The 18,130-nt window shown below is 64.1% G+C and carries 19 protein-coding genes; 4 read left to right on the plus strand and 15 right to left on the minus strand.

The genetic code is table 11. The features are described from left to right. Positions 1-7: 7 nt before the first annotated feature. The 4 genes from B5G43_RS10945 to B5G43_RS10960 form a co-directional block, all read right to left on the minus strand. Positions 8-913, minus strand: coding sequence for an ABC transporter permease subunit (locus B5G43_RS10945; RefSeq protein ID WP_087261205.1), 906 nt, complete (start codon positions 911-913; stop codon positions 8-10). A 19-nt stretch (positions 914-932) separates the two neighbouring features. Further along, complete coding sequence (locus tag B5G43_RS10950) at positions 933-1,853, minus strand: ABC transporter permease (RefSeq protein ID WP_087261208.1); 921 nt, start codon at positions 1,851-1,853, stop codon at positions 933-935. A 122-nt stretch (positions 1,854-1,975) separates the two neighbouring features. Continuing rightward, on the minus strand, positions 1,976-3,559 hold the full coding sequence (locus B5G43_RS10955; protein WP_242960543.1) for a glutathione ABC transporter substrate-binding protein: 1,584 nt from the start codon (positions 3,557-3,559) through the stop codon (positions 1,976-1,978). A 135-nt stretch (positions 3,560-3,694) separates the two neighbouring features. Then, entirely contained in the window at positions 3,695-4,882 is a 1,188-nt protein-coding gene (locus tag B5G43_RS10960) for an ROK family transcriptional regulator (RefSeq protein WP_087261213.1), read from the minus strand. A 178-nt stretch (positions 4,883-5,060) separates the two neighbouring features. Here B5G43_RS10960 and B5G43_RS10965 point away from each other — a divergent pair, with 178 nt between their 5' ends. Further along, positions 5,061-5,813, plus strand: coding sequence for a copper homeostasis protein CutC (locus B5G43_RS10965; protein WP_087261216.1), 753 nt, complete (start codon positions 5,061-5,063; stop codon positions 5,811-5,813). Between the two features lie 68 nt (positions 5,814-5,881). Here B5G43_RS10965 and B5G43_RS10970 read toward each other — a convergent pair whose 3' ends face one another. Genes B5G43_RS10970 through B5G43_RS10995 form a run of 5 tightly spaced genes read right to left on the minus strand, consistent with a single transcriptional unit; the run spans position 5,882 to position 9,106 of the window. Next, the gene (locus tag B5G43_RS10970; protein WP_087261218.1) at positions 5,882-6,577 is read right to left on the minus strand and encodes a hypothetical protein; all 696 of its coding nucleotides are present in this window, start codon (positions 6,575-6,577) and stop codon (positions 5,882-5,884) included. Next, the gene (locus tag B5G43_RS10975) at positions 6,574-7,326 is read right to left on the minus strand and encodes a permease prefix domain 1-containing protein (RefSeq protein WP_162610821.1); all 753 of its coding nucleotides are present in this window, start codon (positions 7,324-7,326) and stop codon (positions 6,574-6,576) included. Before B5G43_RS10975 ends, B5G43_RS10970 begins: the two co-directional genes overlap by 4 nt. A 10-nt stretch (positions 7,327-7,336) precedes the next feature. Then, on the minus strand, positions 7,337-7,978 hold the full coding sequence (locus B5G43_RS10980; protein ID WP_087261225.1) for a DUF5044 domain-containing protein: 642 nt from the start codon (positions 7,976-7,978) through the stop codon (positions 7,337-7,339). Beyond that, the gene (locus tag B5G43_RS17110; protein WP_143382861.1) at positions 7,971-8,744 is read right to left on the minus strand and encodes a permease prefix domain 1-containing protein; all 774 of its coding nucleotides are present in this window, start codon (positions 8,742-8,744) and stop codon (positions 7,971-7,973) included. Before B5G43_RS17110 ends, B5G43_RS10980 begins: the two co-directional genes overlap by 8 nt. An 11-nt stretch (positions 8,745-8,755) precedes the next feature. Beyond that, positions 8,756-9,106, minus strand: a complete 351-nt coding sequence (locus B5G43_RS10995) for a PadR family transcriptional regulator (RefSeq protein WP_087261234.1) — start codon at positions 9,104-9,106, stop codon at positions 8,756-8,758. A 209-nt stretch (positions 9,107-9,315) separates the two neighbouring features. On the opposite strand from B5G43_RS10995, the gene B5G43_RS11000 reads away from it, so the two are divergent. Together B5G43_RS11000 and B5G43_RS11005 are read left to right on the plus strand one after the other, a co-directional pair. Then, the gene (locus tag B5G43_RS11000) at positions 9,316-10,590 is read left to right on the plus strand and encodes a double-cubane-cluster-containing anaerobic reductase (protein ID WP_087261236.1); all 1,275 of its coding nucleotides are present in this window, start codon (positions 9,316-9,318) and stop codon (positions 10,588-10,590) included. Continuing rightward, positions 10,590-10,844, plus strand: a complete 255-nt coding sequence (locus tag B5G43_RS11005) for a DUF3343 domain-containing protein (protein WP_087261240.1) — start codon at positions 10,590-10,592, stop codon at positions 10,842-10,844. The genes B5G43_RS11000 and B5G43_RS11005 overlap by 1 nt, the downstream gene beginning before the upstream one ends. A gap of 40 nt (positions 10,845-10,884) precedes the next feature. Here B5G43_RS11005 and B5G43_RS11010 read toward each other — a convergent pair whose 3' ends face one another. Continuing rightward, complete coding sequence (locus B5G43_RS11010; protein ID WP_087261243.1) at positions 10,885-11,217, minus strand: ArsC/Spx/MgsR family protein; 333 nt, start codon at positions 11,215-11,217, stop codon at positions 10,885-10,887. A 1-nt stretch (position 11,218) separates the two neighbouring features. Further along, positions 11,219-11,446, minus strand: coding sequence for a DUF1653 domain-containing protein (locus tag B5G43_RS11015; protein WP_087261246.1), 228 nt, complete (start codon positions 11,444-11,446; stop codon positions 11,219-11,221). Positions 11,447-11,974: 528 nt separating this feature from the next. Between B5G43_RS11015 and B5G43_RS11020 the strand changes: the two genes are divergently transcribed. Further along, positions 11,975-13,633 carry a ribonuclease J gene (locus tag B5G43_RS11020; protein ID WP_140397520.1) on the plus strand — a complete coding sequence of 553 codons (1,659 nt, stop codon included), beginning with the start codon at positions 11,975-11,977 and terminating at the stop codon, positions 13,631-13,633. A 53-nt stretch (positions 13,634-13,686) separates the two neighbouring features. Here the strand turns inward: B5G43_RS11020 and B5G43_RS11025 are convergent, their stop codons facing one another. The 4 genes from B5G43_RS11025 to B5G43_RS11040 form a co-directional block, all read right to left on the minus strand. Further along, positions 13,687-14,967: an O-acetylhomoserine aminocarboxypropyltransferase/cysteine synthase family protein gene (locus B5G43_RS11025; protein WP_087261254.1), complete on the minus strand. Its 1,281-nt coding sequence runs from the start codon at positions 14,965-14,967 to the stop codon at positions 13,687-13,689. Positions 14,968-15,054: 87 nt separating this feature from the next. Beyond that, positions 15,055-15,966 carry a GerMN domain-containing protein gene (locus tag B5G43_RS11030; RefSeq protein ID WP_087261257.1) on the minus strand — a complete coding sequence of 304 codons (912 nt, stop codon included), beginning with the start codon at positions 15,964-15,966 and terminating at the stop codon, positions 15,055-15,057. Continuing rightward, positions 15,963-17,420: a HAMP domain-containing sensor histidine kinase gene (locus B5G43_RS11035; RefSeq protein WP_087261259.1), complete on the minus strand. Its 1,458-nt coding sequence runs from the start codon at positions 17,418-17,420 to the stop codon at positions 15,963-15,965. The genes B5G43_RS11030 and B5G43_RS11035 overlap by 4 nt, the downstream gene beginning before the upstream one ends. A gap of 19 nt (positions 17,421-17,439) precedes the next feature. Continuing rightward, positions 17,440-18,123, minus strand: a complete 684-nt coding sequence (locus tag B5G43_RS11040; RefSeq protein WP_087261262.1) for a response regulator transcription factor — start codon at positions 18,121-18,123, stop codon at positions 17,440-17,442. Positions 18,124-18,130 lie beyond the last annotated feature (7 nt).

Raw genomic sequence — 18,130 nt, forward strand, 5'->3', positions numbered from 1 at the left:
CGCCTCCTTACTTGACCTTGGGGTCCAGGGTGTCGCGCAGGCCGTCGCCGAAGAGGTTGAAGGCCAGCACGGTGAGGAAAATGATCAGGCCGGGGAACAGGATCAGGTGGTCGGCCACGCCGATGTAGTTACGGCCCGAAGACAGCATGGCGCCCCACTCCGGAGCCGACACGTCGGCACCGAAGCCCAGGAAGCTCAGGGAGGAGGCGGCCAGGATGGCCGAACCGATGCGCATGGTGAAGTTGACGATCATGGACTGCACGGTGCCGGGGAAGATGTGCTTGATGAGGATGCGGCGGTCCGGGCAGCCCAGAGAGCGGGCCACTTCCACGTAGAGGCTCCCCTTGACGGAGAGGGTGGCACTGCGCATGATTCGGGCGAAGGACGGTATGGTGAATACCGTCACGGCGATGATGACGTTGATGAGGCCGGGGCCGATGATGGCCACGATGGCGATACACAGCAGGATGTCGGGCATGGCGAACAGGACGTCACTGCTGCGCATCACGAGGGCCTCCAGAATGCCGCCGTAGTAGCCGGCCAGGATGCCCAGGATGGTGCCCAGCGCGGCGCCCACGACGACGGCGGCCAGGGCGGAGCCCAGGGACAGCCGGGCGCCGGCCAGCAGGCGGCTGAACACGTCGCGGCCGAACTCGTCGGTGCCCATGATGTGCTGGGCGCTGGGGCCGGAGCGGATGGCGGAGTAGTCATAGGCCGAGGGGTCGTAGGGGGCGATGGAGGGACCGATGATGGCGATGATGATGAGGAACAGGATGAAGCATCCGGCCACCACGGCGGTCTTGCGCTGGAAGAATTTCTTGAAGAACTCCCGGGTCCGGCTGCGATTCTGGAGCACGGGGTCGTCCATGAATTCGTTGGGGTTGGGGGTAACGGAATGGGTATTTTCAGACATACAGACGGCCTCCTTTCCTTTAGTCGTAGCGGATCTTGGGGTTCAGGACGCCATAAAGCAGATCCACGATCAGGTTGATGACGATGTACTCCACAGCGAAGAACATGAGCAGGGCCTGGATGACCTTGTAGTCACGGAAGTTGATGGAGTCCACCATCAGACGGCCCAGGCCCGGGATGGAGAACACGGTCTCCACCAGCACGGAGCCGGCCAGCAGGCCGCCGATCTGCAGGCCCACCACGGTGACCACCTGCACCAGGGAGTTGCGGAAGGCGTGGCGCAGGACCACCAGGGACTCCCGCTGGCCCTTGGCGCGGGCGGTGCGGACATAGTCCTCCTGCATGGTCTCCAGCATGGAGGAGCGGGAGTAGCGGGCCAGGGTACCCATGATAGAGCAGCCCATGGTGATGGCGGGCAGGATGTAGCCCTTCCAGCTGTCCAGCTGTCCGGTGGGGAGCCAGCCCAGTTTGACCGAGAAGATCTGGATGAGCATGAGGCCCAGCCAGAAGGAGGGCACCGAAATACCCGACGTGGCGATGACCATGCCGGCGTAGTCCAGGAATTTCCCTCGTTTGACGGCGGATACAATGCCGATGAGGGTACCCAGGACCACCGACCACAGGATGGCCCACAGCGTCAGGGTCAGGGTGGCCTTCAGACGGGCGGGGAAGATCTCGCTGATGGGCAGACCGTTCTTGTAGGACTCGCCGAAGTCACCGTGGAAGATGCCCTTCATATAGTTGATGTACTGAACCGGCAGGGGATCGTTGAAGCCCAGCTCCTCCTTCAGCTGTTCGTACTCCTCCTGAGTGGCCTCTTTGGGGAGCATTTTACGAACGGGGTCGCCGGGGATCAGGTGGATAAAGGCAAAAATCAAAATCGAGATGACCAGCAGCAGGGGGATCGTGCTGAGCACCCGCTTGACAAAGTAGCGGCCCAAATGCGTTGCCTCCTTTGCAGTTGATATAGAAAGAGAGGTCTGGCAGCAGCACAGCCGCCGCCAGACCTCATCTGCGGCCTAAGCCAAAATCACATGAGCGAAGTGGACAGGATCGGGATCGCTTACTGAGCCAGGGCGGCGTTGGTCACATCCACGGAGCCGTCGGGGTTGAGGGTGATGCCGCTGACATAGCTCTTGGCACCGTAGACCAGCTCGTCGTTGCCCAGGAAGAGCCAGGGAGCCTCGTCCCACACGATGGCCTGAGCCTGCGCGTACAGGTCGGTCAGCTGCTCAGGATCGCTGGTCTTGATGGCCTGATCCAGCAGGGAGTCGAACTCGGTGTTGCGGAAGTAGGCGGTGTTGGCGCTCTTGGGGGGCACCATGTCGCTGTGCAGGATGGAACGCATGGAGCCGTCGGCGTCGAAGGAGCTGGCGGACCAGTTCACGTACCACATGTTGATCTCGGCCTCGTCCTCATCGACATAGATCATGTCGCTCAGGGTGCTGGGCTCCATGGGCAGGACTTCCACATCGATGCCGATCTGGGCCAGCTGCTGCTGGACGAACTGCATGCCGGTCTGCTCGGCGGAGATGTTGTCGCCCCACAGGGTCAGGGTGAAGCCGTCGCCGTAGCCGGCCTCCTCCATCAGGGACTTGGCCTTCTCCAGGTCATAGGTGTAGGGAGTCTGCTCGGAGTAGTAGGACACGGTGGAGGGATAGCAGGACAGGACCTCCTCACAGTAGCCGCTGAACACCACGGCGGCATAGGCCTGCTTGTCGATGGCGTAGTTCATGGCCTGACGCACCCGCTTGTCGGAGAGCTCGGGCAGGTTGGTGTTCAGGGTCACATAGCGCATGATGTTGGAGGCGACAGCGCCCACGGTGATGTTATCGGTGCCATCCACCTGAGCGGCCTGCACGGTGGGCATGGGGTAGATGTAGTCGGCCTCACCGGTCTGCAGCATGGCCACGCGGCTGCCGTCCTCGGGCACGGCGCGGAAGGTCAGGCTGTCCACAGTGGCCTTGGTGCCCCAGTAGTCAGCGAAGGGAACCACGGTGACGTGATCGCCCTCGGTGTGCTCCTTGAAGGTGTACTGGCCGGTACCGGCGGCGTTCTTGTTCAGGTCCAGACCCTCCTCCAGAGCCTTGGGGCTGACGATCTGGAACTGGGTGAACTGGTTGATGAAGGAGGAGTTGGGCTCCTTCAGCTTGATGGCCACGGTGTAGTCGTCCACCTTGGTGCAGGACTCCCACTTGGCCACGCGGCTGTTCTGGCGCAGGGTGGTGTCGGCCAGGCAGCGCTCGTAGTTGGCGATGACCGCGTCGGCGTTGAAGTCGGTGCCGTCGTGGAACTTGACGCCCTGGCGCAGCTTGAAGGTGTAGGTCAGGTTGTCGTCCTCGGCGGTGTAGCTCTCAGCCAGCAGGGGCACGACCTCCTGGTTCTCGTCAAAGGTCACCAGAGACTCGTACATGGTGCGGCTGACGGTGATGGAGAGGGTGTCGGTGGTGTTGTGGGGGTCCATGCTCTGGATGTCAGTGTTGAAGGCCACGACCAGATCGTTGTCGGGCGCGGTGGCGGAGCTGGTGGAGGGCTCGCCGGAGGGAGCGGTGGAGCTCTCGGAGGGCTGGTTGCCGCCGGAGCAGCCAGCGGCGGAGAAGGCGATGGCAGCAGCCAGCATCAGGGCAGGAATACGTTTCTTCATCATTTCAGTTACCTCACTTTCAGTCGTTCTTGGGGACGTATGCCAGCGCGGGACGTTCCCACCCTGGCGCTCGGGGGACCGGGATGCTTATCACCTCATCTCATGGGTCGCCTTTGACCAGTTTCTCGATTATGCTCATCAGGTGCGCGAGGCGCACAGCTGCTCCAGCACCTGGCGCAGGGCCAGGGCGCTGCCGCCCATCAGGTGGCCGGTCACGCCGAAGTGCTCGAACCGGAGCTGGAAGGTATCTTTCATGTATTCATTGATCTTGCTGCGGTAGCTGCGCTCCACCAGAGTGGCGAAGATGGGGTTCTGCCGCAGCATGCTCCCACAGAGGAGGACCACCTCCGGCGCATAGGTGTTGGCCAGAAGGTTGATGGCGATGGAGGTGTACTCCACCACCTGTCCGATCAGGGCCACCGAGAAGGGGTCGCCCCGTTGGAAGTAGTCAAAGAGCCCGGCCAGTGTGATGCCGGGGTAGACGCTGCGGGCCTCGGCCAGGATGGTGCGCTGGGAGAGGTGGGTCTGAAGGCAGCCCACCTTGCCGCACTCACAGATCTTGCCGGCGGGGTTGAGGATGATGTGGCCGATCTCGCCGGCCATATTGTTCACGCCCCGGTAGATCTCGCCGTTGAGGATCATGGCCGCGCCGATACCGTCGCCGATGCTCAGGGCCACCATGTTGCGGCAGCCGGCGCACTCACCGAAATTCTGCTCGGCCAGGGCCATGGCCTTGGTGTCGTTCTCCAGCAGGAAGTGGTACTGGGGCATGCGCTCCTTTAAATAAGAGACCACCGGTACGTCCCGCCAGCGGAGGTTGGCCGAGAACTGAAGCACGCCCTGGTCGATGTCCACGATGCCGGGGACCACCACGCCCACGGTGGAGCGGATGTTCTCCCACGCGTGGCGGGCGAGAAAGCGCTCCAGGCGCTCCGCCATCCAGGGCAGGACGGCGGGGGGGAGGAACTCCTCCGAATCGGGGAAAGCGTGGTGCTCCTGGTCCAGCAGGCAGCCCCGCGGGTCTACCACGCCCAGAAACAGCTCGCCCCGGCCCAGGAAGGCGCTGGCACACAGCAGCTGGCTGTGCTCCAGAGAGAGGACCCGGGGGGGACGGCCCACCTGGATGCCGCTCTCCTTTTCCTGCTCCCGGAGGATGCCCAGGGCCATCAGCTCATCCACGATGCGCCCCACGGTGACGATGCTCATACCCGTGGCCTCCGCGGCCTGGGCCCGGGACATCTCACCGGCCTGGCGGATAGCGGACAGGACCAATCGGGTATTATTTTGGTGCATCAAGGTACGATCCACCTTTTTTCCCGAGACCACAGACGCTCCCTCCTGGCACTTTTTTAAGTAAAGATAATAAATAAAGGGTGGTGCTTGTGCACTTCGTTTTATATTATACTCAATCTTTTTCTAAAATGCAAGTATTTATTGACATATAGCACAAAAAATATTATAATAAAGTTACCCAAGGAAACTAAATTATTAAGGTGATGAAAAAATGAGTAGCGTGATTTTGGAAGTCTGCTGCGGAAGCGCGGACGACGTCATCCAAGCCCACAAGGCCGGCGCGCATCGCGTCGAACTCAACAGCAACCTCTTTCACGGCGGTCTCACACCTACGATCGGCGAGCTGGTAGTGGCCAAGCGGGAGACCGGCATGAAGATCATGACCATGGTCCGGCCCCGTGAGGGCGGCTTCTGCTACACGGAGGCGGAGTTTGCCACCGCCCTCGAGGATGCCAAGCAGCTGCTGGCCAACGGTTCGGACGGTCTGGTCTTTGGTTTCCTCCATCAGGACGGCACCCTGGACCTGGAGCGCACCCGCATCCTGGCCGAAATGGCGCAGGAGGCCGGCAAGGAGACCGTGTTCCACCGTGCCATCGACGTGGTACCCGACTGGAAGAGCGTGCTGGACGCCCTGATCGAGCTGAAGATCACCCGCGTGCTCACCAGCGGCCAGGAGCCCGATGTGTCCCAGGGCACCCAGACCGTGCGCGACATGATCGAGTACGCCGCCGGCCGCATCCAGATCCTCCCCGGCGCGGGCATCACCGCCCGCAACATGGACCGCATCATCGCGGAGACCGGCTGTGACCAGATCCACCTGGCCGCCCACCGGACCCAGATGGACACCTCCGTGGCCAACAACCGGGCCATCTACTACGGCGGCGCCCTCTATCCCCCCGAGGACCGGTTCAAGGTCATCGACAGCGACTACATCGGAGCCATGGTGGAGCGGCTCCCCGGCTGATTTCAAACAGCATGTAAAAAAATCCCACCCCGGAAGGCGGCTTGCCTCCCGGGGTGGGATTTTCTTTTTTAAGGAAGTGAAACAAAGCGCTCGGGGTTGGAGCAGTCCTCATAGAGCAGATTTCCGGCCGCGTCATAGGCCCGCACCCGCCACACCAGGGAGCCGCTGGGGCTGGGGTTCTGGGTGAGGATTCCGGTCCAGATGCCCTCACCGTCCTCCGCCGGGGTCAGGGTCCCGGCGGCCAGACCGTCGAGCTTTCCCGGCTCCTCCTGCCAGCCCGCCCAGGCCTCCACCCGGGCAACCGCCGGGTCATCAGTGTAGGCCAGGAGGCAGAACTGGGTGGCCCAGTCGGTCTCCGGAGCCCCGTCGGAGATGGAGGAAAAGACGGAAAACGACTGGAGTTCCAGCAGTTCTCCCCAGAAGGGGGTGGATTTGGCCTGGACCGAGCGATAGCCGTAGCTGGGATAGGGGCGGCTCAGAGGGCTGAAGGCTTCGGTGAGCAGCACCCAGGTCTGTTCCCCGTCCCCACGGAGGGTCCAGGTGAAGCGGGGCGTTTTCTCAGCGAAGGGCTCCAGCTCCACCGTGCCGGAGGCCAGAGTGGTCCCGTGGGGGAGGAGGGCCTGGTCCTCCAGGCGGCGGAGGGTAGCTTCCCGCGGGAGGGGGAAGTCCGTCACCGCCCACAGGAGAAAGAGGGAAAATACCAGCAGCAGGGCGGAGAGGACGGCGGGGCCCCAGGCTTTCAGGACACGCAGGCGGTAGTTCATGGCGTCACCTCCCGGGGCAGAATGACGGAAATACGGAGGGTGTTGCCGGTCTGATCGTGGATGAGAAGGGTATCGCTCTGAACATCCTCCGCTACGGTAAAGAGTAGCTCGCCGGTGGCGGACAGGGGGGTGAGGGTGTCGGTGCTCCAGTAGCCGTAGGCCTCCGGATCGCCCTCCACGGCGAAGGGGGCGTTGTCGTACAACTCCGGCTCATCCAGCCAGGGCTGGGCCCAGGTGATGGTGAGGGGCACCCGCAGCTGGGCCAGGGGCGTGCCGTCCTCCCGGACGGCGTCGGGCCGCTCCACCAGCTCCGCCGTCCCGGCGGGGGTGAAGGTGTAGGGGCCCAGCTTCCCGCCGCCCCGGGCGGTGCCGGTGGACAGAAGGACCTCCCCTTGGCTGGGAGAACGGTAATCCGGCCACAGAAAGCGCTCGGATAACCGTTCGTCCCGCATCTGAAAACTCCAGGCGGCCAGCAGCACCGCCACCGTCAGCACCGTGCAGGCGGCGGGGAGGGCCGGGGGACAGTAGGGGTAGAGCTTGTCCAGGGCCTTACCAACCTCCGCCGGGTCACCCATGGCGGCCACCGCCCGCTCCCGGGCCACGTCCAGTGGGATGCCCCGGTCGGTGAGGGCCTGGACGTGGTCGTCCAGGTGGTCCCGCAGCTCCCGGTAGGTCTCCCGCCGCCCCGCCTTGGAGCGGATGTGGGCGCACACCGCGTCGCAGTATCGTTCCAGTACAAAGAGCGCCATGGCTTTCACCTCAATTCCATCCGTACAGAGACCAGTCGGGCTGGGGAGAGCGCCAAACCACCGCCCCGGCGGCGTCATAGCCGGTGAGGGAGAGTGCGTCCATGGCCTGATGGTCCAGCTGGGCGGCCTCCTCCTCCGGTGCCCGGAGGAGGAGGCAGTTGTTCACGCAGTCGGCGGAGGAAATCGTCACCTTCTGCCAGCCCTCGGGCCCGCCGGGGCGGCAGAGAGCGGGATATGTGACCTCTACGGTTACAATGGAGGCATCATGGCTCACCACCGCCACCACCCCGGGGAGAAAATCCGGGTCTACGGGCAGGGCGACCAGGGGAGCCTCCGGGTCGTCGGAAATGACCTCCATCTGCCCCGGCTGCCACAGGATACGGGAGAAGAGCACCGGCCAGACCTGCTCCCAGGCATAGCAGTCCCCCGCGCGGGTGATGCGGTACTGATGGCCGTAATTCCCCTCCAGCGTGCGGAGCACCTGGCCATTTCCGTAGAAATTGCGGTCCTCCAGGGCGGAAAAGGCCTGATTCCGGGTGAAGCAGGGGAAGTCCAGCAGCACCCAGCCCAGCACGGCCAGCAGCAGGAGCAGTAGGAGATCCCGCCGCAGCTTCTGGCCCTGGGTGCGTTGTTTGCGGAAGAATTTACGCATGGCCGTCGCCTCCGTTCAGGGGGAGAGAGAAGGAAAACGGCTCCCCGCTTTGCGCCAGTGTGAAGGTCAGAATATCGGCCTCCGGCGGCACGTTGTACACCGTCAGGGTAAAGTAAGTGGAAAAAAAGGTGTCATAGCGCCCGTTGGAGGAGGCGTAGACCTGGAATTCCTCCAGATGCGCCTCCTGGGCCGTGGCCCAGTTGATGTACGTGCTCCCCACGTTGTCGGTGACGGTGAGGGACTGAAAGGCCCACTCACTTGGGGAGCGCAGCCAGGGCGAGAAGTGCTCCAGCCGCACCAGCAGGGCCACCGTGTCTCCGTCCCGTACCCCGTCCCAAAGGGAAAGGGTGTAGCCGCTGTGCTTTGCCGCATTTCGGATGGGGAGGCCGGGGAGGGCCTCACCGGTCTGGGTACTTTGCCACTGGGCGGGATGTTCCTGGGGGACGAAGGTTTTGGACAGCGTCCAGAGCCCGGTGAGGGCGGGGAGCAGCATCAGCACGGCGCAGAGCACCAGCACCCGCCGGACCCAGATCTGCACCCAGCCCAGCAGGGGGCTGTGTAGGGCGTCCAGGGCCTTGCCCACCTCCGCCGGGTCGCCCATGGCGTCCACCGCCTGGACCACTGCCTGTTCGTGGGGGACGCCCCGGCTCTCCCGGGCCCCCACGGCGTCCTCCAGGTGAGCGGTGAGCTCCGCCGTAATGGCGGCGTGGTCGGGGGAAAAGCGGACGAAGCGGCACACCGCCGCGCAGTAGTCGGGGATGGTCATAGCCTTCTCCTTTAGACGGGGGAGAGCAGACCTTCCCCCTCGGCCACGATGGCGTTGACCAGCTTGCTGAAGGACTGCCACTCGCTCCGCTTCTCCTCCAGCAGCCGACGGCCCCGGGGAGTGATGGCGTAATACTTCCGCTTCCGGCCGCTGGGGGCCTCTTTCTCGTAGGCGCTCACCGCTCCCTCCTTCTCCAGGCTGTGGAGAATGGGGTAGAGGGTGCCCTCCTTTAAGGTAAAGGTGTGATCGCTCTTTTCCTCCAGGGCGGCGATCATTTCATAGCCGTACTTATCCCCGGGGGCCAGCAGGGAGAGCACCAGCAGGGTGGTGCTGCCCGCGAGGAGATTGTTGCTCTGTTTCATGACGGACCTCCTTTCCAAAGATGCCTCGGCTTCCTAGGTATATTATACCTAGATTACCGAGGTAAAGCAAGAGAAAGTTACTATTTGAGTTATCAATAAAGAACATAGATAATATAAACAGTCGGAATTGGTCAGAACGGGGCGGGCGTGGTAAGATGGAAGCAGATGGAGGAAGCCCCCTCCCACTTGGAGAAAGGAAGTGTCCCGCAATGGCTGATTACCATGAGATGTGGAAGTCCCTGGGCATGAATCTGGAGGTCCATGACCAGCTGTGCGAAGTGCTCCCGGGCCTGTTCGGCGAGGTGTATCTCTCCCAGGAAAACCGCCCCGAGGCCATGGATTACTACAATTTCGTCATCGCCGAGATCCACGGCGTCCGGCCCGCCGAGCTCATCGAGCACCAGAAGAAGGGCGGCAAGGTGTTCGGCACCTTCTGCGTCTATGTGCCCGACGAGATCGTCTTTGCCGCCGACGGCATCGCCACGGGTCTGTGCGGCGGGTCCCAGTTCTGGGTCCCCGGCGGCGAGAAGGTGCTGCCCGCCAACACCTGCCCCCTCATCAAGGCCAGCGTGGGCGCCCGGCTGGACCGGACCTGTCCCTTCTTCCGCATCGCGGACATCTACATCGGTGAGACCACCTGTGACGGCAAGAAGAAGGCCTGGGAGATCCTGGGCGAGGACGTGCCCACCTACGTCATGCAGCTCCCCCAGATGAAGCGGGCCAAGGACGTGAAGGCCTGGGCCGAGGAGATCGCCGCCTTCAAGGACAAGGTGGAGGAGGTCACCGGCAACACCGTCACCCCGGAGAAGCTGGCCGCTTCCATCAAGCTCATCAACGACAAGCGCCGGGCCCTCGCCCGCCTCTATGACCTGCGCAAGAACGAGAAGCTGCCCATCAGCGGCAAGGATGCCCTGGTCATCTCCCAGATCGCCTTCTACGACGACCCCGCCCGCTTCACCCAAATGACCAACAAGCTCTGCGACGAGCTGGATCAGCGGGTGAAGGACGGCGTGTCGGTATTCCCGGCGGGCACCAAGCGCATTCTCCTCACCGGCACCCCGCTGGCCGTGCCCAACTGGAAGCTCCACCATATCATCGAGACCAGCGGCGGCGCGGTGGTGGCCGAGGAGATGTGTACCGGCACCCGCTACTTCGAGCGCCTGGTGGACGAGTCCCAGACCACCCTGGACGGCCAGATCCAGGCCCTGGCCGAGCGGTACATGGGCATCAACTGCGCCTGCTTCACCCCCAACACCGCCCGCATCGACGACATTCTCCGCCTGGTGGAGGAGTACCACGCCGACGGTGTCATCGACGTGAACCTGAAGTTCTGCTCCCTCTACGACACCGAGGGGTACAGCGTGGAGCGCGCCCTGCGGGAGAAGGGCATCCCCGTGCTGGGCCTGGAGACTGACTACACCGACACCGACGCCGGCCAGCTGCGCACCCGCATCGGCGCCTTCCTGGAGCTGCTGGGCGAGTGATGGCGGAAAAACTGTTGGGCTATGTCCTCTTTCCCAACCACACCGAGGCCATGCGCCTCTACGAGGTGATGAAGGCCCAGGGGGTGCGCTGTACCCTGGCCCCCACGCCCCGGGAGTGCAGCGTGTGCTGCGGGGTGTCCCTCCGGCTGGAGGATGTGGCCGACCTGGACGCGGCCCGGGCCGCCGCCGAGGCGCACGGCATCGCCATTGAAAACATCCAGAGCCTCCCGGCCCCCACCCACCACACCTGGTAAAAAGACGGGACCTGTCCGCGGACAGGTCCCGTCTTTTGGGTCAGTTCCAGGTTTTCCACACGTCGGGGCAGTAGCCCACCGTGGCCTGCTTGCCGTTGCGCACGATGGGGGTGCGCAGCAGCCGGGGGTCCTCCAGCAGCTTCTCCAGCTTGTCGGCGTCGTAGGCCAGGTACTGGATCAGCGCCGCGTCGGGGTTCTTCTCGTCCACCAGGGCGGAGAGGCCCACCGCGTTCTTCACGCTGGTCAGCTCCCCCCGGCTGATGCCGTATTTCAGCAGATCCACCGACTGGAATTTGATCCCACGCTCCTTGAAATAGCGCTGGGCCTTCTTCGTATCAAAACACTTGGATTTTCCAAAGATCTGGATGTTCATGTCAGTCCTCCTGTTGTCCCTCGATCCAGGCAAAGCGGGGCCCGGCGTAGCCGTCCCGCTCCACCCACTCGCTCCACATGGCCGCGGGGCGTACCCAGAGGCCGCCCTCGCCGTACAGCGGGCGGTAGACCACCAGTTCTTCCTCGGTCTCCGAGTGGCGGGCCACCCCCAGCAGCTGGTATTCCTTGCCCTTGAAATGGCGGTACCGGCCCGGCCGCAGCTCTTCCATTTGCTCACGCTCCTGTCTCTCCGCCCGGCGGGCGGGGCATTTGCAACATTGTACCACATTTTTTCCCTTCCGCACAGAAAAAAGCCGCCCGGATGCATGAGAAGGGGGATACAGGGATAGGATGGAAACAGGGGCGCGGAAAATTTAGCTTGTACATTTTCCGGGAAGTATGATACAATGCTTTTTACTGGCAGGCGAGGATGGCCTGTCCGCGCAGAGCGTTCTGCGCTTCTTTTCCGCATGGTCTCCGCGCTGTTTGGAGCGCGGCGGCCCTGCGGACCTTCTCCCCGTACACGCGGTGCATGCGGCACAGGGCGTCCGGCGGAACCGACAGTTTGATCCGGCGTATCCGGACGGATGCGTTCTACCTTTTTCCGGCGAGGCAGGGCCGGAAAGAGCGGGAGCGTCCGCCCGTCTTTTGGTATGCCCTGCGCAGGGCGCCGCGGCGTGATCCACAGGAACAAGGGCCTGACACACGGCCCATCAACACAGAAATCATCACAGATCAAAGGAGTGTTAACTGACTTCATGGCTGAAAAACTGAAAATCATTTCTCTGGGCGGCCTCAATGAGATCGGCAAGAATCTCACCGTCTATGAGTACGGCGGCGACATCATCGTCGTGGACGTGGGCATGGGCTTCCCCGACGACGATATGTACGGCATCGACGTGGTCATCCCCGACTTCACCTACCTCATCAAGAACAAGGACAAGATCCGGGGCATCTTCCTCACCCACGGACACGAGGACCACATCGGCTCCATCCCCTATCTGCTGCGCAGCGTCAACGTGCCCATCTACGCCACCCGCATGACCGCCGGCCTGGTGAAGCTGAAGCTGGAGGAGCACCGCCTCCTGGACAAGACCAAGCTCATCACCTGCGAGGCCGGAGAGGTGGTGAAGCTGGGCAAATTCTCGGTGGAGTTCATCCATGTGAACCACTCCATCGCCGACGCGGTGGCTTTCGCCATCAAGACCCCCATCGGCACCGTGGTCCACACCGGCGACTTCAAGATCGACCCCACTCCCATCCAGGGCGGCATGACTGACCTGGCCCGGCTGGGCGAGCTGGGCAAGAAGGGCGTGCTGGCCCTGCTGGCCGACTCCACCAACGTGGAGCGCCCCGGCTTCACCAAGAGTGAGCGCAGCGTGGGCGCCTCCTTCGACGCCCTGTTCCGGGGCTGCGACAACCGCATCATCGTCACCACCTTCGCCTCCAACGTGGACCGCATCCAGCAGGTCATCTCGGTGGCCGCCAAGTACGGCCGCAAGGTGGCCGTCACCGGTCGGAGCATGGAGAACGCCATGAAGGTGTCGGTGGAGCTGGGCTATATGAAGATCCCCGACGGCGTGCTGGTGGATGTGAACCACATCAAGAGCCTGCCTGACAACAAGGTGTGCATCATCACCACCGGCAGCCAGGGCGAGACCATGTCCGCCCTCACCCGCATGGCCTTCAACACCCACAAGCAGGTGGAGATCCGGGCCGGCGACCGGGTGATCCTGTCGGCCTCCGCCATCCCCGGCAACGAGCACGCCATCGGCAACGTCATCAACGAGCTCTTCCGCAAGGATGCCGAGGTCATCAACGAGCGCAGCGGGCCCCTCCACGTCTCCGGCCACGCCTGCCAGGAGGAGCTGAAGATCATCCACGCCCTGGTCCGGCCCAAGTTCTTTATCCCCGTCCACGGCGAGCAGCGGATGCTCAAGACCCACGCCAAGCTGGCCCAGGAGGTGGGCATGGACCCCCGGCGCATCCTCATCAGCGACATCGGCAAGGTCATCGAGCTGACCCAGAACTCCGCCAAGATCAACGGCACCGTTCCCGCCGGAAAGGTGTTCGTGGACGGCTACGGCGTGGGCGACGTGGGCAGCGTGGTGCTGCGGGACCGCAAGCACCTGGCCGAGGACGGCATGATCGTGGCGGTGGTGTCCATGTCCAGCGAGGACGGCAGCGTGGTCTCCGGCCCCGACATCATCACCCGCGGCTTCGTCTATGTGAAGGAGTCCGAGGGGCTCATGGAGGAGCTGCGCCGGGTGGCGGTCAACGCCCTGGAGAGCTGCCAGCAGGAGCACTGCACCGACTGGGCCGCCATCAAGGCCGAGATGAAGAACGACCTGTCCAACTTCCTCTACAAAAAGACCAAGCGCAATCCCATGATCCTCCCCGTCATCATGGAGGTATAAAAAAATATGAGGCCGGGACCCATCGGGTCCCGGCCTCATTTTGCTTTCTGAAGTTACACCCGCTCCAGAGCCTTTTCCAGGTCGGCCTGGATGTCGTGGATGTCCTCGATGCCCACGGAGAAGCGGACCAGATCGGGGGAGACCCCGGCGGCCATCAGCTCCTGGTCGTTCATCTGACGGTGGGTGGCGGAGGCGGGGTGGAGGACGCAGGTCTTGGCATCAGCCACGTGGGTGGCGATAGAGGCCAGCTCCAGCCCGGCCATGAAGGTCTCGGCGGCCTTGCGCCCGCCCTTCACGCCGAAGGAGACCACGCCGCAGGAGCCGTTGGGCAGGTACTTCTGGGCCAGCTCATAGTAGGGGTCGCCGGGCAGGCTGGGGTAGCGCACCCAGGCCACCTTCTCGTGGTTCTGGAGGAACTGGGCCACGGCCAGGGCGTTCTCACAGTGGCGGGGCATCCGCAGGTGGAGGGTCTCCAGACCCACGTTCAGCAGGTACGCGTTCATGGGGGCGGAGCAGGCGCCGAAGTCCCGCATGAGCTGAGCGGTGGCCTTGGTGATGTAGGCGCCCTCCAGGCCGAACTTCTCGGCGTAGGTGATGCCGTGGTAGCTCCCGTCGGGGGTGGTGAGGCCGGGGAACTTGTCAGCGTGGGCGAACCAGTCGAACTTGCCGCTGTCCACGATGGCGCCGCCCACCTGGTTGGCGTGGCCGTCCATGTACTTGGTGGTGGAGTGGGTCACGATGTCGGCCCCGTGCTCAAAGGGGCGGCAGTTGATGGGGGTGGCGAAGGTGTTGTCCACGATGAGGGGCACGCCGTGGGCGTGGGCGGCCTTGGAGAACTTCTCAAAGTCCAGCACCGCCAGGGAGGGGTTGGAGATGGTCTCGCCAAAGACGGCCTTGGTGTTGGGCCGGAAGGCGGCCTCCAGCTCCTCGGGGGTGCAGTCGGGCTCCACGAAGGTGAAGTCGATGCCCATGCGCTTCATGGTCACGGCGAAGAGGTTGTAGGTGCCGCCGTAGATGGCGGAGCAGGCCACCACGTGGTCGCCGCAGGAGGCGATGTTAAAGACGGCGAAGAAGTTGGCCGCCTGACCGGAGGAGGTCAGCATGGCGGCAGAGCCGCCCTCCAGGGCGCAGATCTTGGCGGCCACCGAGTCAGAGGTGGGGTTCTGGAGGCGGGTATAGAAATATCCGGAGGCCTCCAGGTCGAAGAGTTTGCCCATAGCCTCGCTGGTCTCGTAGCGGAAGGTGGTGGACTGGATGATGGGGATGTTGCGGGGCTCGCCGTTGGCGGGGCGGTAGCCTGCGTGGAGGCACTGAGTGCCGGGATTGTGAGACATAGCGGACATTCCTTTCTCTTCGGCGCGGGGAGAGCTCCGGGGCGCCGGGGCATTTGGTTACTATACTACGATGATGTGTGAAACTTGTCAACTCTTTTCCAGAGCCGGGTCGGGGTCCAGGGGGCCGTCCAGCTCCACGCCGCCGCGGGCGGGGAGGGGCTGGCCCTCCGCCAGAAGCTGGACCGCGCGGATGGAGTCCATGTTCCCCGCCATGGTGTTGACCACCGAGTACACCAGCAGGCGCAGGGCCTGTTCATCCTCGGGAAGGCCGTCCCGGAAGGCCTGGGAGAAGTCCACATAGCACACGCCGTCCTCCACCGTGACGCCCCGCAGCTCGGTGCCCTGGGGCAGGACGGGGGAGAGGCTCTCATAGGTGGGGCCCTCCAGCAGCGCCTCCAGCAGGGCACGGCTCAGGGAGGCCTCGCCGGTGAGGTGGAGGGGGCGGTACTCCACCCCCAGGCCCTCGCCGGTGCTGCGGGGGAAGCGGAGGGCGGCGGTCATCTCCACCAGCTCCTCCTCGCTGCCCTGGAGCAGCAGCTGGTCCGGGGTGTAGAGGGTGCGGGGGAGGCTCTCGTTCTCGATGCCCTCCACGGTGATGGACAGGGCGTCCACGCCCTCCAGCTGGCACAGCGTCAGGGTGAAGCAGGCGTTGGCCAGGGTGAGAGAGATGCCGGACAGGCCGTCATACTGCTCGGAGAGGTGCAGGGAGAGCACGCCGTCCTCCAGCGTGAGGCTGCGCAGCTCGGTCCCAGCGGGGAAGGGCGTGGTGAGCCCCTCCGTATCCGGGCCATCCAGCAGGGCCTCCACCGCCGCCCGGGGCAGGTCCTCCTCCCCGGCAACAGGGGTCCAGGACTCCGAATCCAGAGCGGAGGGAGAGCCGTCCTGGGCCAGATAGTAGAGCAGGTAGCTCCCCTCGGCCGGAGTGGCGGAGGGGGTGTCGGTCCCGGTGCAGGCGCACAGCAGGGACAGCGCGGTGAGCAGAGGCAGCAGGCGTCTCATGGCTGTTCCTCCTTCCAGCAGGGGAAGGTGACCTCGAAGCAGGTCCCCTCCGGGGTGCGGCGGCGGACCTCCACGGTGCCGCCGTGCTGCTTGGCGGTGTCCCGGACGATGGACAGGCCCAGTCCGGTGCCGCCGGCGGCCCGGGAGCGGGCCTTGTCCACCCGGTAGAAGCGGTCGAAGATCTTGGGCAGGTCCGCCTCGGGGATACCTACGCCGGTGTCCTCCACCTTCAGGACCACCAGGTCCCCCTGCTCCTGGGTGCGGCCCCGGCGGCGGAAGAGGCTGACCATCACCGTCCCGCCGGGTAGGTTGTATTTGACGGCGTTTTCCATCAGGTTGAAGGCGATCTGGGACAGGTCGTCCTCGGTGGCCAGCACCACGCAGCCGTTGCCCAGGTCCATCTGGAAGGTGACCTCACTTTTCTGGGCCAGGGGGAGGAGCATCCGCTGGGCGCGGAGCACCACCGCCTTCACATCCACCGGGGTGAGTTCCACCGGAGGGGCGGTGTCCAGCCGGGTGAGGGTGAGGAGTTTTTCGGTGATGCGGGTGAGCCGCTCGGCCTCGTTGCCGATGTCGGTCACGAATTCCCGGGTGGTCTCGCTGTCCATGTGCTCGCTGTGGAGGATGGAGTCGCTGAGCAGCCGGATGGAGGCCAGGGGGGTCTTGAGCTCGTGGGAGGCGTCGGAGACGAAGCGGCGGCGGACCTCCTCGGTGGTCTGGAGCCGGCCGGTGAGCTCGTTGAACTCATCGGCCAGGCGGGTCAGCTCATCCCCGCCCCCCATGCTCACCCGGTAGCTGTACTCGCCCTCCCGCACGGTGCGGATGCCCTGGAGGAGGACGCCCACCCGGCGGGTCAGGGCCTTGGAGAGGAGCACGCTGAACAGCAGCGCCGCCACGCAGACGATGACGGAGATGCGCATCAGGTTCTCCTGAAAGTCCATCAGCAGCTGGGCCTGCTCCTCATCGCACTCATAGAGATAGACCGCCCCCTGGGTCATGCCGCGGTAGAGGATGGGGGCGGCGGCCCGGCTGCGGAAGCTCTGCTCCCGGTATTCCGAGCGGAACACGTCTTTGCCGTCCAGGGCGGTGACCACCTCCCGCAAGAGGGCGTATTTTCCCCGGGCGTTGTCCACCTCGCTGGTGTCGTAGAGTACCAGCCCGTCCGGGCCGGTGACCATCAGCCGGTCCACGCCGGTGACGCCCAGCTTGGTGAGAGTGGCCTCCACACCCTCGGCGGTGAGGGGCTCGCTCCCCGCCAGAGTGGAGGTGATGATGTCGGCCTGCCGCCAGAGGGAGTCCTTTTTGGACTGAAAGACCATGTCCTGCGAGATGATGATGGGGTAGGTGTTCAGAAAGAGCACCAGCCCCAGAATCAGCAGGCCATAGCTGAGGATGAATTTGGTCTGCAAGGAGTGCCGCACGGACACTCCGCGCCGGTGCGGCGCGTGGGCCATGGGACGTCACCTCCCGGGTTCAGGCATTTTTCAGATAGTAGCCCACGCCCCACTTGGTCAGCAGATAGGCGGGGCGGGCGGGGTCCAGCTCCAGCTTCTCCCGCAGGCGGCGGATGTGGACGTCCACCGTGCGGTAGTCGCCGGCGTACTCATAACCCCACACCACATTGAGGAGGTTTTCCCGGTTGTACACCCGGCCGGGGTTGCGCATCAGCAGCTCCATCAGGTCAAATTCCTTGGCGGTCAGGTCCACCGGCACCCCGTCCCGCCAGGCCGAGCGCTCGTCGGGGTCCAGGGTGATGTGGCCGATGGTCAGCCGCCCGGACTTCTCCTTCTGGGCGGCCATGCCTGCCCGGCGCAGCAGGGCCCGCACCCGGGCCTTCAGCTCCAGAATGTTGAAGGGCTTGGTGATGTAGTCGTCGGCGCCGCACTCAAAGCCGATGATCTTATCGGTGTCCTCGCTGCGGGCGGTGAGGATGATGATGGGCACGTTGGAGAACTCCCGGATGCGCATACAGGCCTGGAGCCCGTCGATCTTGGGCATCATCAGGTCCAGAATGATGAGGTCGTAGGCCCCGCTGCGGGCCAGCTCCACGGCGGCCTCGCCGTCGTAGGCGGCGTCCACCTGGTAGCCCTCGCTCTCCAGGTTGAATTTGATGCCTTTGACCAGCACCTTTTCGTCATCTACCACCAGTATTTTCATAAATGCT

This window comes from Flavonifractor sp. An92 (genome assembly GCF_002159175.1).
GTDB lineage: Bacteria > Bacillota > Clostridia > Oscillospirales > Oscillospiraceae > Pseudoflavonifractor_A.

What these genes read in the sequence shown, in the direction of transcription:
- B5G43_RS11015 (WP_087261246.1), bottom strand. Translation starts at nt 11,446, where the DNA reads ATGGAAGAGCTGCGGCCGGGCCGGTACCGCCATTTCAAGGGCAAGGAA.
- B5G43_RS10995 (WP_087261234.1), bottom strand. Translation starts at nt 9,106, where the DNA reads ATGAAACAGAGCAACAATCTCCTCGCGGGCAGCACCACCCTGCTGGTG.
- B5G43_RS10965 (WP_087261216.1), top strand. Translation starts at nt 5,061, where the DNA reads ATGAGTAGCGTGATTTTGGAAGTCTGCTGCGGAAGCGCGGACGACGTC.
- B5G43_RS10945 (WP_087261205.1), bottom strand. Translation starts at nt 913, where the DNA reads ATGTCTGAAAATACCCATTCCGTTACCCCCAACCCCAACGAATTCATG.
- B5G43_RS11000 (WP_087261236.1), top strand. Translation starts at nt 9,316, where the DNA reads ATGGCTGATTACCATGAGATGTGGAAGTCCCTGGGCATGAATCTGGAG.
- B5G43_RS10980 (WP_087261225.1), bottom strand. Translation starts at nt 7,978, where the DNA reads ATGCGTAAATTCTTCCGCAAACAACGCACCCAGGGCCAGAAGCTGCGG.
- B5G43_RS17110 (WP_143382861.1), bottom strand. Translation starts at nt 8,744, where the DNA reads ATGACCATCCCCGACTACTGCGCGGCGGTGTGCCGCTTCGTCCGCTTT.
- B5G43_RS11010 (WP_087261243.1), bottom strand. Translation starts at nt 11,217, where the DNA reads ATGAACATCCAGATCTTTGGAAAATCCAAGTGTTTTGATACGAAGAAG.
- B5G43_RS11040 (WP_087261262.1), bottom strand. Translation starts at nt 18,123, where the DNA reads ATGAAAATACTGGTGGTAGATGACGAAAAGGTGCTGGTCAAAGGCATC.
- B5G43_RS11005 (WP_087261240.1), top strand. Translation starts at nt 10,590, where the DNA reads ATGGCGGAAAAACTGTTGGGCTATGTCCTCTTTCCCAACCACACCGAG.
- B5G43_RS11030 (WP_087261257.1), bottom strand. Translation starts at nt 15,966, where the DNA reads ATGAGACGCCTGCTGCCTCTGCTCACCGCGCTGTCCCTGCTGTGCGCC.
- B5G43_RS10970 (WP_087261218.1), bottom strand. Translation starts at nt 6,577, where the DNA reads ATGAACTACCGCCTGCGTGTCCTGAAAGCCTGGGGCCCCGCCGTCCTC.
- B5G43_RS11025 (WP_087261254.1), bottom strand. Translation starts at nt 14,967, where the DNA reads ATGTCTCACAATCCCGGCACTCAGTGCCTCCACGCAGGCTACCGCCCC.
- B5G43_RS10975 (WP_162610821.1), bottom strand. Translation starts at nt 7,326, where the DNA reads ATGGCGCTCTTTGTACTGGAACGATACTGCGACGCGGTGTGCGCCCAC.
- B5G43_RS11020 (WP_140397520.1), top strand. Translation starts at nt 11,975, where the DNA reads ATGGCTGAAAAACTGAAAATCATTTCTCTGGGCGGCCTCAATGAGATC.
- B5G43_RS10955 (WP_242960543.1), bottom strand. Translation starts at nt 3,559, where the DNA reads ATGATGAAGAAACGTATTCCTGCCCTGATGCTGGCTGCTGCCATCGCC.
- B5G43_RS11035 (WP_087261259.1), bottom strand. Translation starts at nt 17,420, where the DNA reads ATGGCCCACGCGCCGCACCGGCGCGGAGTGTCCGTGCGGCACTCCTTG.